This window comes from Xanthomonas sp. NCPPB 1325 (assembly GCF_041477645.2).
Lineage (GTDB): Bacteria > Pseudomonadota > Gammaproteobacteria > Xanthomonadales > Xanthomonadaceae > Xanthomonas > Xanthomonas cannabis.
Map to the genome: position 1 here is coordinate 1,707,573 of NZ_CM192985.1, position 16,407 is coordinate 1,723,979.

10 protein-coding genes and 1 pseudogene are annotated in these 16,407 nt (G+C 64.3%); 5 read left to right on the forward strand and 6 right to left on the reverse strand.

The features are described from left to right. Positions 1-164: 164 nt before the first annotated feature. From metG to gloA2, 6 genes are all read right to left on the reverse strand, one after another. Complete coding sequence (gene metG / locus ACCQ10_RS07155; protein WP_372362621.1) at positions 165-2,249, reverse strand: methionine--tRNA ligase; 2,085 nt, start codon at positions 2,247-2,249, stop codon at positions 165-167. Between the two features lie 122 nt (positions 2,250-2,371). Beyond that, positions 2,372-5,476, reverse strand: coding sequence for a TonB-dependent receptor domain-containing protein (locus ACCQ10_RS07160; protein WP_372362622.1), 3,105 nt, complete (start codon positions 5,474-5,476; stop codon positions 2,372-2,374). Between the two features lie 461 nt (positions 5,477-5,937). Continuing rightward, positions 5,938-6,387 (reverse strand): DUF2147 domain-containing protein, encoded by a 450-nt coding sequence (locus ACCQ10_RS07165; protein WP_372362623.1) that lies wholly within the window; start codon positions 6,385-6,387, stop codon positions 5,938-5,940. Positions 6,388-6,608: 221 nt separating this feature from the next. Further along, complete coding sequence (locus ACCQ10_RS07170) at positions 6,609-10,205, reverse strand: ABC transporter permease/M1 family aminopeptidase (RefSeq protein ID WP_372362624.1); 3,597 nt, start codon at positions 10,203-10,205, stop codon at positions 6,609-6,611. Between the two features lie 12 nt (positions 10,206-10,217). Then, on the reverse strand, positions 10,218-11,111 hold the full coding sequence (locus ACCQ10_RS07175) for an ABC transporter ATP-binding protein (RefSeq protein ID WP_047693660.1): 894 nt from the start codon (positions 11,109-11,111) through the stop codon (positions 10,218-10,220). A gap of 140 nt (positions 11,112-11,251) precedes the next feature. Continuing rightward, positions 11,252-11,641 (reverse strand): SMU1112c/YaeR family gloxylase I-like metalloprotein, encoded by a 390-nt coding sequence (gene gloA2, locus ACCQ10_RS07180; RefSeq protein WP_372362625.1) that lies wholly within the window; start codon positions 11,639-11,641, stop codon positions 11,252-11,254. 587 nt (positions 11,642-12,228) lie between these two features. On the opposite strand from gloA2, the gene ACCQ10_RS07185 reads away from it, so the two are divergent. From ACCQ10_RS07185 to mmuM, 5 genes and pseudogenes are all read left to right on the forward strand, one after another. Further along, the gene (locus tag ACCQ10_RS07185) at positions 12,229-12,921 is read left to right on the forward strand and encodes a hypothetical protein (protein WP_372363075.1); all 693 of its coding nucleotides are present in this window, start codon (positions 12,229-12,231) and stop codon (positions 12,919-12,921) included. A 56-nt stretch (positions 12,922-12,977) separates the two neighbouring features. Then, positions 12,978-13,403 (forward strand): hypothetical protein, encoded by a 426-nt coding sequence (locus tag ACCQ10_RS07190; RefSeq protein ID WP_372362626.1) that lies wholly within the window; start codon positions 12,978-12,980, stop codon positions 13,401-13,403. A 17-nt stretch (positions 13,404-13,420) separates the two neighbouring features. Beyond that, positions 13,421-13,647, forward strand: a pseudogene (gene uvrD / locus ACCQ10_RS07195) (DNA helicase II); the annotation flags it as partial. Between the two features lie 308 nt (positions 13,648-13,955). Next, the gene (gene mmuP, locus ACCQ10_RS07200) at positions 13,956-15,353 is read left to right on the forward strand and encodes an S-methylmethionine permease (protein WP_372362627.1); all 1,398 of its coding nucleotides are present in this window, start codon (positions 13,956-13,958) and stop codon (positions 15,351-15,353) included. Further along, positions 15,350-16,318, forward strand: coding sequence for a homocysteine S-methyltransferase (mmuM, locus tag ACCQ10_RS07205; RefSeq protein WP_372362628.1), 969 nt, complete (start codon positions 15,350-15,352; stop codon positions 16,316-16,318). The genes mmuP and mmuM overlap by 4 nt, the downstream gene beginning before the upstream one ends. The last annotated feature ends 89 nt before the right edge of the window (positions 16,319-16,407 follow it).

Genomic DNA, 16,407 nt, shown 5'->3' on the forward strand with positions numbered 1-16,407 from the left:
CCCGGCGGGAGAGGGGCTTTCAACCCGGGACGTGTGGAGACGGGCTCGGCACTCGCCGTTGAAATCTCTCAGTGGTCAGATCCTGGAGCTTCACCGAGCATGTCTCGCAGACCAAATCAGGTGTTGCTTCTACGAATCCCCAATCTACAATCCCGAATCCCGCTTCACCGAACAGGCATACCCGGCTGCGCGCCATCATCGGCATCCAGCAGCGCCAGTGCGCCGCCGTCGAAGCCGGCCGACAGGATCATGCCTTCGCTGATGCCGAAGCGCATCTTGCGCGGGGCCAGGTTGGCGATGAACACCACGCTGCGGCCGACCAGCGTTTCCGGTTCGCCATAGCTGCCGCGGATGCCCGAGAAGATCTGACGCTTGCCCAGCTCGCCAGCGTCCAGTTCGAAGCGCAGCAGCTTGTCCGAGCCTTCCACGAATTCGCACACCAGCACCTTGCCGATGCGCAGGTCGAGCTTGGCGAAATCGTCGATGCCGATGAGGCCGGGATTGGGGATTGGGGATTCGGGATTTGCAGCGGCGGCGAATTTTGCGTCGGCCTTGGTTGGTGCGGGCTTGGCGGTTGCAGCGGGTACAGCAGTCGCGGCGAGGGTGTCTTTGGAAGCGTCGGTCATGGCGTCGATCAGTTTGGGGTCGATACGGGTGAACAGGGCGGTGTAGGGCTGGATCGTATGCGTCGTCAGCGGGCGCTCGACGTCTTCCCAGCTGGTCATCGGCGCAGACAGAAACGCTTCGGCTTCGGCGCAGGTGCGCGGCAGGATCGGCTTGAGCGCGGCCACCAGGATGCGGAACAGGTTCAGGCCCTGCGTGCACACCGACTGCAACTGCGCATCGGCGCCGTCCTGCTTGGCAATGACCCACGGCTTGGTGTCGTCGATGTACTTGTTGGCCTCGTCGGCCAACGCCATGGTCTGGCGGATCGCGCTAGCCGCATCGTTGCGTTCGTAGGCCTCGCGAATCGGTGCCAACGCCGCGACGAAACGTTCGTATTGCGCGGCATCTGGCAGCGCCTCGGCCAGCTTGCCGTCGAAGCGCTTGCCGATGAAGCCGGCGCAGCGGCTGGCCAGGTTGACGAACTTGCCGACCAGATCCGCGTTCACCCGTGCGATGAAATCGCCCAGGTTGAGATCCAGGTCGTCCACACCGCCGGAGGATTTGGCCGCGAAGTAATAACGCAGCGCTTCCGGCTCCAGGCCGACATCTAGGAACGTCCGCGCCATCACGAAGGTGCCGCGCGACTTGGACATCTTGGCGCCGTCCACGGTGAGATAGCCGTTGACGTGCAGGCGCGTGGGCGCGCGGTGGCCGGTGCCGTGCAGCACCGCCGGCCAGAACAGGCCGTGGAAATTGACGATGTCCTTGCCGATGAAGTGATGCAGCTCGGTCTGCGTGCCGGCCACCAGATGCGATTCGAAGTCTTCGCCCATCTGCGCGCACAGCGTCTTGAAGCTGCACAGATACCCGATCGGCGCATCCAGCCACACGTAGAAATACTTGCCCGGCTGGCCGGGGATCTGGAAGCCGAAATACGGCGCATCGCGCGAGATGTCCCAGGCGCGCAGGCCGCCTTCGGTGTCCAGCCATTCCTTGAGCTTGGCCTTGACGCCGGGCAGCGCCACGTCGCCGGCCAGCCACTCGCGCAGGAAGCCGTCGAAATGGCCCACTTCGAAGAAGAAATGCTCCGAATCGCGCAGCTCGGGCGTGGCGCCGGAAATCACCGACTTGGGCTCTTTCAGCTCGGTTGGCGCATAGGTGGCGCCGCACACCTCGCAGTTGTCGCCGTACTGGTCGGCGCTGCCGCAATTGGGGCAGATGCCCTTGATGTAGCGATCCGGCAGGAACATGCCCTTGGCCGGGTCGTAGAACTGCGCCACCGAGCGCCGGCTGATATGGCCGGCGGCCTCGAGCCGGGCGTAGAAGGCCTCGGTCAGCTCGCGATTGACCGGCGAATTGGTCGAATCGTAATGGTCGAAGGTCACCCCGAACGCGGCGAAATCGCGCTCATGGCTGGCCTGGACGCTGGCGATGAAGGCTTCCGGGGTCACCCCGGCCTTCTCGGCGGCCAGCATGATCGGCGTGCCATGGGTGTCGTCGGCGCAGACGAACCAGGTCTTGTCGCCGCGCAGGCGGCGCGCGCGCACCCAGATATCGGCCTGGATATAGCCGACCAGATGGCCAAGATGCAGCGGGCCGTTGGCATACGGCAGGGCAGTGGTGACAAGTGCGGTGCGGGTCATGGCAGGCGTAATGCGGGGGACACGCGATTATCGCACGGCTATGCCAGCTGCCCGCCAACGTCCCTGGGGCAGGGCTGCAGGCCGGCGACCGGACCCTTACCAGGCCCGGTCGCCGGCAGCCCTCAGAACCGGTGATTCAGGGTCAGCATGTAGCGACGGCCCAGCCCGTCATAGACCCACGGAAACGCCGCCAGCTTGTCGGTCACATTCAATGCGGCCAGATTGACGCTGGTGTGGCTGTCGAGCGCATAGCCCACGTTCGCGTCATAGGATGTAAAGCTGGGAATGCCTGCAAAGTCGCGTGTCTCGACCGTGTTGTTGAGGTCATACACCGCGCCGCTGGTGTAGTTGGCGCTCAGGCCAAGGTTCCAGTGCGTGCTCATGTAGCGCGCATTCCACTGGAATTGCCGCTTCGAGGTGTTGATCTCGCCGACCGCTTCGTCGGGCGGAACATCCTGTGCCGGCGCGCTTTCCAGGGTTTTGGGGAAATAGCCATAAAAGCCCAGATCCACCACGCCGCTGCCCCAGTTCATGTCGGCCAGATCAAACCGATAATTGACCTCGGCCGTCCAACCGCGGAAGTTGGTGTACGGGCCGTTGGTATAGCTGGTGCGGATACTGTTGGCCACACCGGTTTGCGGGTTGCGCGTGATCAGGCTGCAGAAGCTGTTGGCATTGGGGACGTCGTTGACGTTGAAGGTGTCGCTATCGAAGCAGCCTGAGGCAATGTCGGCCTCCGTCAGGGTGGTGATCGCATTGGTGATCTGGATGTCGTACCAGTCCGCTGCGATGCGCAGACCCTTGATCCATTCCGGCTGCAGCACGATGCCGGCCGTCCACGACTCTGCCTGCTCGTTCTGCAGGCGCGTATTGCCACTGACCGATCCAAGCTGGCTGCTGGGCGCCTCCTCAAACGATGCCGGGTCGACGTTGCTGTAATAGTCGAAGAATGCCTGGCAGTTGCGTGCACGCACGTCCGGCCGGGGGCCGCTGCCGATCTGCGCTGCGCTGCAAGGCTCGGGGATGAAATAGTACGCGGGCTGTTGGCTGGTGTAGAGCTCGGCAATGGACGGAGCGCGGAACGAGCGGGTCTTGTTGCCGCGCAGCTGTACGCCCGCAACGGGCTCGTATTGCAGCCCGTAGGTGTAGGCGCTGAACCAGCCGTTGACGGTATTTTCAACCCGGCGGATCTTGCCGGTCACATCCAACCGGTGCAGGCCAGGAATATTGGCGTCCGGGTTGACCAGTGGCGCAAGAATCTCGCCGAAATATTCGTTGGTGGTGTACTCGCCGGAGGCCGGCTGGATCGGAACCGAACGCCCCTGGCCCAGACGCTCGAACTCGCTGGGCGTGAAGCTGCCCTGTTCCTTGCGGCGCTCGTAGCCGGCATTGAATCGCAGTTCGCCGCCTGGCAGGTCCAGCAGCGTGCCGGTGATATTGGCGTTGAACACTGTCTGCTTCATTTGCGCTTCTGCGTGCGTCGGCGTGGTGACGTACCCGCGCGCAGCCGGAGAGGCTACACCTTCGCCGAAGATGTTCAACGGAACGCACGCCGGGTCGGCGGTGGTCCCGGCAGCCGTACTGTCGCAGACGATCTGGCCTGCACCATTCCGGGTGACGTTGAGCGCATTGATGAAGTTCTGCTGGATCAGTCCGGTGCCGTAATAATCAAAGTTGCCTTCGCCGTGATTGACGCTCGCCTCCCAGGTGAAGTTACGACCAGCCGCATCGAACGCACCTTGCAGGCCGAAGACCGCGCGCCACAGGTTGGTGTCGGTGCCCGAGTTGTTCAGGGCCAGGTCGCGCGATGAGCGTGAAAGTACAAAGTCTTCTGCACCCAGGTTGCGCAGCACCTGCCGGTTTTGTTCGGTCAGGAACGGGTTGTTGATGTTGAAGTTCAAGGTGCCACTCTGGTCGCCGCTGCCATCTACCGCGCCCACGCCGAAGCCGGCGGCGTTGTACACGTTCTGATCGACCAGCTCGCGTGCAGTCGAGCTGTAGAACGAAGCTTCGAAGAAGCCGGAGACGTGCTCGTTGAAGTCGTAATTGCCGAGAGCAAACACCGACTTCCGATCCAGGTCGGAGATGATCTGGGACGTTTCGGTCAGATCGACGCCGTCACCGCCGGAGGCATCGCTGACTCCAAAATTGGTGCCGGGGTTGTAGCTCACCAGGTTGCCGTTGCGATCGAACTGCACGAACTGGTCTTCGTTGCTGCCGAATCCACGCAGCTGCCCGCTGGCGTCGCGCACCGTGTTCCCGTCGGCGGGAAACAACAAGCCACCCCAGGTCATGTCGCTGATGCGGCGATTGCGGATCAGGACACGCCCGGGGATGCCGTCGTTTGCGCCCGTATTGAACCCGGTTTGCGGATTTACCCGGCCGTCGTTGCCAGGCGTCCGGCCCGGCTGAAATGCCGCGATCGCGCTGGCCGAAGGGTTGGGACGGGACGAGTAGCTCTGGCGAAGGAATCTGCGTGCCGTGCTGAGGACGCCCTGGCTGTTGTCTGCATCCAATGCGATGGTCACGTTCCCGCGGCCATCGGCAAAATTGCTGCCGAGCAGCGCCGAATAGTTGAAGCGCTCGTTGTCGCCGCGATCGGTGAGGCCATAGCCCATGCGCACCTCCGCACCCTGGTAGTTCTTCCTCAGGATGATGTTGCTGACGCCGGAGATTGCATCTGAGCCGTAGGTCGGAGCGCCGCCCACGCCGATGGTCTCGACCTGATCGATCAGGATGGTCGGGACAACATTGAGATCCACCTGGGTGCCTCCGCCATCGGGGCCGAAGACGGTTGGGGGATTGGAGGAAACGAAGCGACGGCCGTTGATCAGGGTTAGTTGACGATTCGAGCCCAGACCGAAACGGCCAAGAAAGTTGACGCCCGCACCATAGCCGGATTGGTCGCCCTGCGAGGACGCACCCGCACTGAAGCTGGGTTGGATGAACATCGCATCGGCCACATTGGTAAAGCCGAAGCCCTGGATGTACTCGCGGCCAACAACGTTCGCCGGCTCCAACGAATCGAACCCGACACGGGCGATGCGTGAGCCGGTCACCATGACACTATCGAGCTGCCTTGCCTCTCCGCCGGTACTGGCCTGGTCGGATGCAGCCGTTGTAGGTGCTTCACCCGTCTGCGCCTGTGCGGTGGTGGCGGCTACCAGTACAGACATCAGGGCAAGACTCAGCGAGCTGGCGCGTGGCCAACGTGTGCGATTACTCATGGAATGGCTCTCTCCTCTAGCGGGCAGCGGTCACGTGGCAACGGCATGACCGGCGGATGAATTTCCGGGACATGTTTACCCCGTGTTAATTCATGCACGGTTGTGCTCGCTTTTGCAACGCGTCCATCCGCATTTGCTACGTATTTGGCGCATCAACTTCGTCATCGCCGCCGAACTGCCAGGCGCACTTGCTGGCGCACGTTGAAGATGACGTCATCAGTTGCAGGCGGGAGCGATTGTGACGCCCAGGGCGCGGCACTCGCGAGTTGTATACCGCAAGAGGGTTCGCGCAGCTGACCAGGAAGGTCGGTCTCGCGCGCTGCACAGATAACGAAACGGGGGGCGGTTAAGTGGCGCGGTAACCCCCGTCGGAGAATGGAAGGCCGCCGCTTGCTGCTCGTCTACAGCGCAAACGGGATGGTGGCGCATTGCACGCCACCATTGGCCATCGCATGTGCTGGTTACTCACGCACCCAGGTCTGCGTGCGGCCCAGCGCTTCGATGCCCACGTAGCCGCGCATCTGCAGCTTCTTGCCGCCTTCGGTCAGGGTGATCTTGGCCTTGTAGGTCTTGCCCTTGGCCGGATCGAGCACCGAACCGCCGTCCCACACGGCGGTGCCGTCGGCCTTGAGGCCCCACAGGATGGTCATGCCCTTGATCGGCTTGCCCTTGCGCTCGCCCTCGCACTTGTCGCAAAGCGGGTTCGGGCCCTTGGCCGACTGCAGGATCTCGACGACTTTGCCGCTGAGGGTGCCGTTGGCGGTCTGCTCGATCTGCACCACCGACTTGGGCTTGCCGGTTTCATCGTCGATGGTCTTCCAGCGACCGACCGGCGAGTCGGAGGCCTGGGCCAGCAGCGAGGCGGCGGCCAGCGGCAGGGCCACCAGCAGGGTCTTGAAGGTCTTGCGCATATGTCCCCTCCCAGGGATTGCTAGGGCCGCCGTCGGCGGCCTGATCGCGAATGTATACCGTGGAGTATGGTGCGGGAAAGACGCCCTGGAAGATGCGTTCATGCGCGGCCGCTGCAGGGTGAGCACAGCCCCGGCCTTCCGAACCACGCGCGCGCGCCTACGGCGGATGCCGCAGCCACGCCACGTTGCTGCGGCCATCACGGCCTGCTGCACCCGGCAGGTCAGTGGGCCAGCAGACTGATCCGTTTGCGATTGTCGTCCGGTACCCGGTCGATCAGCTTGTTGTCGGGGTCGAACCCGGCTTCGATGGGCAGGGCGTGGACGGTCAAGGTGAAGCTGGGCGTTGCGCTGGTGATGTGCTGGCGTTGCAGCGCCAGCAGTGGCGCCGTGGCGTTCTTGGCAGAGGGCAGGCCGTAGATCGCCACTTCGATCCAGTCGTCCATCGGCACTGCGTGTTCCTTGCCGCGGCCATCGGCCTGCATCTTGGCCGCCTGCGCCTGCACGGTCACATCGAAGCGTCCATCCGGGCGCTTGCGGGCCTGCGCGCTCACCACGCGGTTGTCGTAGAAGGTGATCCTTTCGAACAGGTCGGTGATCATTGCCTGCTGATCGGGGCGTGCCTCGGCACGAATGGCCTGCAGCAGCTCGGCGGAGGTGGTGTAAGGCGGTTGCTGAAACGCCTTGGCCTGCAAAAAACGCTGCAATGCGCGATTGAGCGCCTGCTCGCCGATTTCCTCACGCAGGCGATAGAACACCAGCGAACCCTTGCGGTAGTGGATGTACTGCTGGTTTTCCACACGGTACAACGGCAGCTCATCGATCGTTTCGCCGCTGCGTCCTTCCAGGTAGCGGTCCAGCTCGTACCTGAGGAAGCGGCGCATGTGCGCGCGGCCGTATTCGCGCTCAATCACCATCAGCGCCGAGTACTGCGACAGTGATTCGGACAGCATCGTGGCGCCTTGCACATTCGCACCGATCACCTGATGCGCCCACCATTGGTGTGCCACTTCATGCGCGGTGACGTAGAACACGTAGTCGATGTCGTTCTTGTCGCGCAGGTCGGCGATGAAACCGATCGATTCGGAATAAGGGATGGTGTTGGCGAACGACTGCGCAAACCCCGCATAACCCGGGAACTCGATGATGCGCACCTGATGGTGCTGGTAAGGGGTGAAATTGGCTTCGTAATAGGCCAGCGACTTCTGCACGCCTTCGATCATGCGTGGCACGTTGTACGGGTGCTTGGGGTCGTAATAGATCTCAATTGGAATCTTCTTGTAGTAGGCCTTGCGCACCTGCCAGCGCGCCGACAGGTACGCATAGAAGTTGAGCATTGGGCGATCCATCACGTAGCGGAAGCAACGCCTGCCAGCCTGCTGGAACTCCTTCTGCAGATAGCCGGGCGCCAGTGCGATCTGATCCGGGGCAGTGCAGATGGTGCTGGCGAACTGCAGCCAGTCGGCATCGTTGCTGACATACGTGTTGGCGCGGGCAGCCTGGTCTTCCAGCTTGGGCATGCGCGTCGGTTCGCCCAGGCCACGCTTGCGGCGGTCGTTGCGGTCGGTGATCTCGGTTTGCGTGTTGTAGCCGAACCAGGGCAACGACCTGCTGTTGAAGAAAGTGCCATTGGCGACCAGATCGGTCTGTGCCTGCGCGGCGGTAAGGCCATGCGAGTGCTGGTCCACGCGGAAGCGGAACATGCGCTCCTCGCCAGGTTGCAGCGGGTGCTGCAATCGATAGATGCGGTAGCCGGCCGGAATGTCATGTGTGATCAGCGTCTGCCCGCCCAGATCCACTGTCACCAGGCTACGGTCGCCGCTGCGGCCCTGCATGCCGATGTGCACCTCGCTGATCGGTACGCTGTGGGTATTGCGCACGGTCCAGGTGGCATCGATCACGGCCGACTGCGTTTCCGGATACAGGTCGATGTGGTTGTCCACGGCGATGATGCGCGGCTGCGGCAGGTCCTTGTACTTACGGTATTCGCGCTCGTAACGTGCTTGCAGGTCCAGCTCTTGTTCCGGCGACAGGAAGCTGTTGTAGACGTTGGTGTTCCAGTACAGCCAGCCGCCGATTGCTGCAAAGCCGAGCAGGCTGATCGCCAGTGCCGCGCCGGTGGGGCCGCGCAGGCGCCGCAGCGCCACGCGCGCACGTTGGCGCGGGCCGTGGCCGATGCCACGCGGCCAGAACGCCGAGGACAGCAGCAACAGGGCCAGCAGGAACACGCCCCAATACGCCTGGAACCACAGCTGCCCGGGCAGGAAGTGGCCGAAGCCGTTCATGTCCGAATACGGTGCGTTGGGCCAGCTTCCGAAGTTGTACAGGTTCTGCGTGTAGTCGAGCAGCGACAATACCGATTGCCCGATCAACACCAGCATCAATAAGGCGTAACCGATGAACTTGTTGTTGCTCAACACCTGTAGCACCAGGGCCATGCCACCCATCAGGACATACAGCACCGAGCCTAGCGCCAGGGTCTTGAGATACAGCAATGGCTCGATCGTGGTGTAGCCACGGCCGAGTTGCAGCACGATCGAGGTCAGCGCGCCAGCGAACTGGAAGCTGGCGATTACGGCCAGCAAGGCGACGAACTTGCCGAGCAGCGGAACCCAATCTGGCACCGGCATGGCATCGGTGATGCCGTCGATGCGGTTGCCGCGTTCCTTCCACACCAGTTCGCCGGCATAGAACAGCACCACGATGATCAGCAGGAAGCTGTAGCTGTTCTGAAGTGCTTGCAGCATCAGCGAAGTGACCGGCAACACGGCGGTGCCGTAAAGGCGCGCATTGAACAACGCGGTCGGGATGAAGTTGGCCAGGCCCAGCATGAGCAGCACCACGAAAGGTGCGCTGCGCAGCACGCCCAGCGTATCGAAACGGATCTGGCGCAGCAGCTGCCGGAAGGCGGTGGTGGCCGCGAAGGCGGGCGTCACGGTGAGGCCGGTGGCGATGACGCGCACGCTGGCTGTTTGCGCGCTGGAAGATGCCGCAGGCGTCGTGCCGCGGCGACCACGCGTGTCGCTACGTTCGGTGCGGAACAGTGCGAAGGTCGCAGCGAACAGCAGCCCGCTCATGCCCAGCCACAGAGCGCGATTTGCGAGCAGGTAGCCGGCCAACGGAGGCAACTGCAGGTTGCGTTGTTCGGCCGACCAGTAGCGCAGCGTTTGCGATAGTGCGCGGATGCCGAGTGGGTCGGACAGGGTTGCAACCCAGACGTTGTCCAGATCGGCCAGCAGTGCACGGCTCACGCCATACAGCACGAAAAACACGATGACGCCGATGTAGACCCACAGGATGCTGCGCGTGGTGACCGCCAGCAGCGACAGCAGCGCGGTGGTGAACAGCAGGTTGGGCAGCACCAGCACCAGCAGCGACCACAGGTACGGCAGTAGCGCGACCGGCCCCAGCCGCGCCGGGTCGATCCAGGGCATGAATTGCGCTACGAACATGCCCAGCGCGATCACCAGATACATCACCGTGCCGGCGATCAGCGCCGCACCGATGCGGCCGCACAGGTAATCGCGGCGACGCACCGGCGTGGAAAACACCAGCTCTGCGGTGCCCAGCTCGAAATCACGCAACAACGCATTGCTGACGAACAGCGCAGCCACCAGCAGGCCGAGCAGGCTGAAAATCGCCAGCACGCTGGCGATCACGGTCGGCGCGTTGCGCAGCACATTGCCGATGCCGCCACCGATCTGCACCGCATCGCTGGCCAGCGCGGCAAAGGCCAGCAACGCGTACAGCGCGGCCAGCAGCCACAGGAAGGGCGAGCGCAGTTGTTCGCGCAGTTCGAAGCGCAGGAACGCCAGGATCATGGCCGCGCTCCGTCAGGCAGCCAACGCTTGCTTGCGCAGGCGCTGGAAATAGACATCCTCAAGATCGGGGGCGACCTGTTCGAAACCCGGTTCCGGGCAGTCCGCACTGAACACGTGGATCACCGGATGGCCGGCGATCAGGCGCGTGGACAACACGGTGAAGCGTGCTTCGTAGTCGGGCAGGGTGCTCTTGCTGACCTGCTTGCGCCAGACCTGTTGCTTGAGCATGTCGATGGCGTCGGACGGCCGTCCTGTCAGCAACACCTGGCCCTTGTTCATGATGGCCATCGTCGGGCACAGGTCGGTGACGTCTTCGACGATGTGGGTGGACAGGATGACCACCACGTTCTCGCCGATTTCGGCCAGCAGATTCAAAAAGCGATTGCGCTCTTCCGGATCCAGCCCGGCGGTGGGCTCGTCGACGATGACCAGCTGCGGGTTGCCCAACAGCGCCTGCGCAATACCGAAGCGCTGGCGCATGCCGCCGGAGTAGGTGCCTAGCTTGCGCTTGCGCGCATCCCACAGATTGACCTGCTGCAACAGGCGCTCGACCACCTCCTTACGCTGTGCACGGTTGGTCAGCCCTTTCAGCACCGCGAAATGATCGAGCAGGTCCAGCGCGCTGACCTTCGGATACACACCGAAATCCTGCGGCAGATAGCCCAGCCGGCGCCGCAACAGGTCTTTTTGCTTGAGTACGTCGATACTGCTGCCGTCGGCGCCGGTCAGCGTCACGCTGCCCGAATCCGGCTCCTGCAGGGTGGCGAGCGTGCGCATCAGCGAGGACTTGCCGGCGCCGTTGGGGCCGAGCAGCCCGAACATGCCGCGGGGAATGTCGAGCGTGACACCTTGCAGCGCATGCACGCCGTTGGCGTAGGTCTTGGACAACGCGCGGATCTGCAGCATGGACGGTTCCTTTGCCCTGGGTACTGACGATCATCACGGCGTTGCCGCATTGCCGCATGCGCCGGAAGTCATGCCACATTGACGCGCAGATGCAGTGGATGTGACCGTACCGCGCAACCGGGCTGCGAGGTCCGCAGGTCCTAACCGACCTCGTACAACTCCAGTGGCAACGCATCCGGGTCGGCGAAGAAGGTGAAGCGGCGGCCGGTGTATTCGTCGATGCGGATGTCCTCGGTGGCCACGCCTTGCGCGTTGAGATGCGCGACCGCGCTGTCCAGATCTACGACGCGAAACGCCAGGTGGCGCAGCCCTTGCGCTTCCGGGCGGCTGGGGCGTGCCGGGGCAGCGGGGAACGAGAACAGCTCGATCTGTCCGCCGTCGGGCAGCGCCAGATCCAGCTTCCACGAATCGCGCGCCTGCCGGTAATGCTCGTCGAGCACGCGCAGGCCCAGGATCCCGCAGTAGAACTGTTTGGAGCGCGCGTAGTCGCCAGCGATGATGGCCACATGGTGGATGCCGGCGAGCATCATGCCGCGCTCCGACGCATCGACGTGGGCCAGCCGGGCAGTGCCGGCACGCTCGACGGCGCCGCGCCTGCAGAGGGCAGGCGTGTGCCCGCGATGCAGGACGCAGCAGCGTCATCGCACGCATGCTGTGACATTGGCAGCGTTGTGGGCAAGCCCACAGCAAGCAGGCAGTGCGCGGATGTTTGCGCAGATGGAAGGTAATGGTGTGGCATGTCAGAGGACCAGCAGAAACCGGTCGGCAGCATAACCGCCCGAGCGTTAGCCGCAGGCCCAGTTTCGCCGCTCGCCTGCGCATGGCTGTGCCCGTCTGCGTCCGTTGGGCAGGTTGGCCGATCGACATCGGGCGGAAGTGATGCAGTGCGCCAGACGCAGCGCTTCGCGCGTGCACATCGAGGACCACCGCACGGCTGACTCGCGCATGGCGCCAGCACGGACGTGCAGCGCCAACATCCTCCGCGTGGCACGCCGATGTCAGGGGTTTGCCGATGGGCTGCACTGTCGACGCAACCGATGCTGGACACCGATGTCGTATCGGTGCGCGTTTGCATTACGCCGCCGGGGCATCGTCCTTCCATGTCAGGAACTTACCCATGTCCATTCTCGCGTTCCACCCGCCGCATCTCAAATCCATCCCCCAGGGCGTACATGTGATCCAGCACCCGGCCGACACGCTGCCCGGTCGCGACGCGATCGTCGCAGCCTTGCCGCGCACCGCGCAGGACACGCCGCAGTTGCAGTACGACACGGTGTGGATCGGCGGCGGCCACGGCAATGTGGACAACCACGGCGCACCGACCCAGTTCAATGGCTGCCGCGATGCCGCCGTGTTCCAGCGCTTCATCGCGGATCTGGTCGCCATCGGCATCCGCACGCCGGCGCTGATCGTTGATACCTGTTTTTCGCTGGCCTCGCTGCCGCAGCTGGTCCCGCTGCTCACCGAGCACGGCGTGTTCGCCGGCTGGTCGGGCATCTGCAACAGCAGTCGCATCGAATCGCTGACATCGGGCCGCTTGCCTGCGTTGGTTGAGCAGCCCGAGACCGTGCTGGCCCAGGTGACCGCGGCCGCGTCCAGCCAGGTGGTCTACACCGCACACGACCGGGTGCTGATCCGCTATGCACGGTTGACCGTGAGCGAGGGAGTGATGACTGCCTGCGATATCCGCGATGCCGAGGCAACTCTCGCGCGCGTGGGCAGGGCGACCTGGCAGGACAGGCCGCTGATCGCGGCCGAACAGTGCATCGAGGACCGTGCCGGGTTCATTGAACGCCTGCACCGACTCTGACCGGCACTGCACCGCCGCCCATCCGCGCCTCCGCCCGACACAAGAGGACTGTCTCCATGACCACCTACACCAACAACGGCACCGGCACGTTCAGCAGCGCCAGCAGCAAGATCCGCAAGTATGTGCTCGACGACTACCTGACGGCGAAGATCGCCAACTATGTCGGCATCGGCCGCACTAAGGTCAACGACGATACAGTGATCCAAGTCCCCGCCGACTATGCCAACAGCGAAGGCGTGATCGTGGGCATGGATCTGGTCAACGGCCTGCGTGTAGACCTGCAACGCGCCCAGACCCACGACGGCAACACCTACGCGACCTGGCAGGTGCAGTGGGGCACCGGCAGCGACGGCAAAACCGGCGGTGCCTATGCCGGCGTGTTGATGCGCGTGGCGACCGACTTCACGTTCGCCGAGTTTCGCAACGCGATGCGCGAGAGCTTCGGCTATACACCGGGCGCCTATTGCCGGCTCGATCCCTGACCGGCACGGCGAACGTCCTGCCCTCGCGCTTCCTGCGCGAGATCTCGCGCGAACTGCTGCACGACGTGCGGCCGAAGGTGTGCAGGTTTCGCGCAGCGCCTCATTGGGCGCGCTGCGCAGCATGCGGCACGGCATGATCGAGGCGCCGGCGATCACGCTCGGAGCCAACGTGCAGCATCCCAGGTTCGGCAGCGTGGTCATCGACGACCAAGACAGCGGCGCGCGTGCCCGCGTGCATGTCTAGTTGGACCCGGCACGGTCAAGCGCGCGTCGTACCTACAGGGCAGGCGTGTGCCTACGATGCAGAGCGCAGCAAGGTCATCGCCTGCACGGTGCTGTGGCAGTGGAAGGTTTGTGGGCAAACCGGCCGCGCGCAGAGGTTTGCGCAGCTGGATAGTGATGATGCGGCAGGTCGAGGGCCGACGGGCACCAATTGGCGGCATCGCCGCCCGTCAGTCAGCAAAAGCCATGGCTCACGGCGCGTCCGCACACGGCTGTGCCCGCCTGCCTGCGCGTGGCAGGATACGGCGTCCCCCCCGACCAGATGCACCCATGCCCGAATCGTCGTCGACCACCGCACCGCAGTTCCAGCGCAGCATGCAGGTGCGTCATCTGGTGATGCTGTCGCTGGGCGGGGTGATCGGTACCGGGCTGTTTTTCAACACCGGTTACATCATCGCCAGCACCGGCGCGCTGGGCACGGTGATCGCGTATCTGATCGGCGCGCTGGTGGTGTATCTGGTGATGCAGTGCCTGGGCGAGCTGGCAGTGGCGATGCCGCAGACCGGCGCATTCCATGTGTATGCGGCGCGTTACCTGGGCCCGGCCACCGGCTACGTGGTGGCGTGGTTGTACTGGCTGACCTGGACGGTGGCATTGGGATCGAGCCTGACCGCCGCGGCGTTCTGCATGCAGTACTGGTTTCCGCACAGCCCGGCATGGCCGTGGTGCCTGCTGTTCTGCGCGCTGATCTTCGGCTTGAACACGGTGTCGGCGCGCTGGTTTGCCGAGGGCGAATTCTGGTTTTCGTTGATCAAGGTGATCACCATCGTGGTGTTCATCGTGCTGGGTGGCGCGGCTGTGATCGGTGTGCTGCCGCTGGCCGACGGTTCGCCTGCACCGGGGCTGCGCCATCTGCGCGCCGACGGCTGGTTCGCGCAGGGCAGCTTGCCGATCCTGATGACGATGGTGGCGGTGAACTTCGCGTTTTCCGGCACTGAATTGATCGGCGTGGCCGCCGGCGAAACCGCGCAGCCGGCACGCGCGATTCCGCTGGCGATCCGCACCACGCTGGTACGGCTGGTGGTGTTGTTCGTAGGCACGGTACTGGTGCTGGCCGCCTTGCTGCCGGCCGGGCAGGCAGCGGTGGAAAAAAGCCCGTTCGTGCGCGCATTCGAATTGCTGGGCATTCCGTATGCGGCGGATATCTTGAATGCGGTGATCCTCACCGCGATCCTGTCGGCGGCCAATTCCGGCCTGTATGCAGCCGCGCGCATGCTGTGGTCGCTGGCCAACGAGGGCACGCTTCCGGCGGGCCTGGCGCGTCTGACCCGCCGCGGCATCCCCTTGCGCGCGGTGTCGCTGAGCATGCTGGGCGGCTTGCTGGCGCTGCTCACCGGCGTGTATGCGGCCGACACCGTGTTCGTCGCCATTTCGGCGGTCTCCGGCTTTGCGGTGGTGGTGGTCTGGCTGAGCATCTGCGCTGCGCATTACCGGTTTCGCCGCCAGCTGCTGCGCGATGCGGTTGCGCTGGAGACGCTGGCCTACCGCGCGCCGTGGTATCCGTGGACGCCGATCCTGGGCTTTTTGCTGTGTCTGCTGGCCTGCATAGGGCTGGCGTTCGATCCGCAGCAGCGCATCGCGCTGTACTGCGGCATTCCCTTTGTCGCGCTGTGTTATGGCGCCTACGCATTCACCCAATGGCTTGCGGCCCGGAGACTGCACCCATGACGATTCTTCCACGCCAGCCGCGCGCCGATGCGCCTTTCAGCCAGGCCTTGCAGCACGACGGTTATGTGTTGCTGGACGGCGCCCTGGCCACCGAACTGGAACAGCGCGGCTGCGATCTCAACGATGCGCTGTGGTCGGCGCGCGTGCTGATGGAGCAGCCGGAGCTGATCTATCAGGTGCACCGCGATTATTTCGCTGCCGGTGCGCATTGCGCCATCACCGCCAGTTACCAGGCCACGCCGTTGGGTTTTGCCGCGCGCGGCCTGGATCTGGCGCAGTCGCAGGCCCTGATCGCGCGCAGCGTGGCGCTGGCCGCACAGGCGCGCGCCGATCATCTGCAGGCCCGGCCGCAGGACGCGCCACTATGGGTGGCAGGGTCGGTCGGGCCGTACGGTGCCTATCTGGCCGATGGATCGGAATATCGCGGCGACTACGTGCTGCCGCTGGCGCAGATGATGGACTTCCATCGTCCGCGCATCGCCGCGCTGGCCGCGGCCGGGGTGGACGTGCTGGCTTGCGAGACCCTGCCTTCGGCCAGCGAGATCGACGCCTTGCGCCGGGTGCTGGAAGAATTTCCGCAGCTGCACGCATGGTTCTCGTTCACCCTGCGCGATGCAGCGCATCTGAGCGATGGCACGCCGTTGGCGCAGGTGGTGCCGGCATTGGATGCCAGCCCGCAGGTGGTGGCGGTGGGGATCAACTGCATTGCGCTGGACCAGGTCACGGCAGCGTTGCAGAGCCTGGCGGCGCTGACCACGCTGCCGTTGGTGGTCTACCCCAACTCCGGCGAACACTACGACGCCAGCGACAAGCGCTGGCACGCCGGCGATGCGCCGGCGTGCAGCCTGGCCGACCAGCACACGCAGTGGCTGGCCGCCGGTGCGCGCCTGATCGGCGGCTGTTGCCGCACCACGCCGCGCGACATCGCTGCGCTGGCCGCGGCGCGGGCGACGGCCCGGGGCTGACGATGGTCACGGCGGCGGTGTGCCGTGGCCGCCGCCGCGGTGATCTGGCAGGCGTGTCGCGTTTGCCGGCGTGCGATGGCACGCCCGTT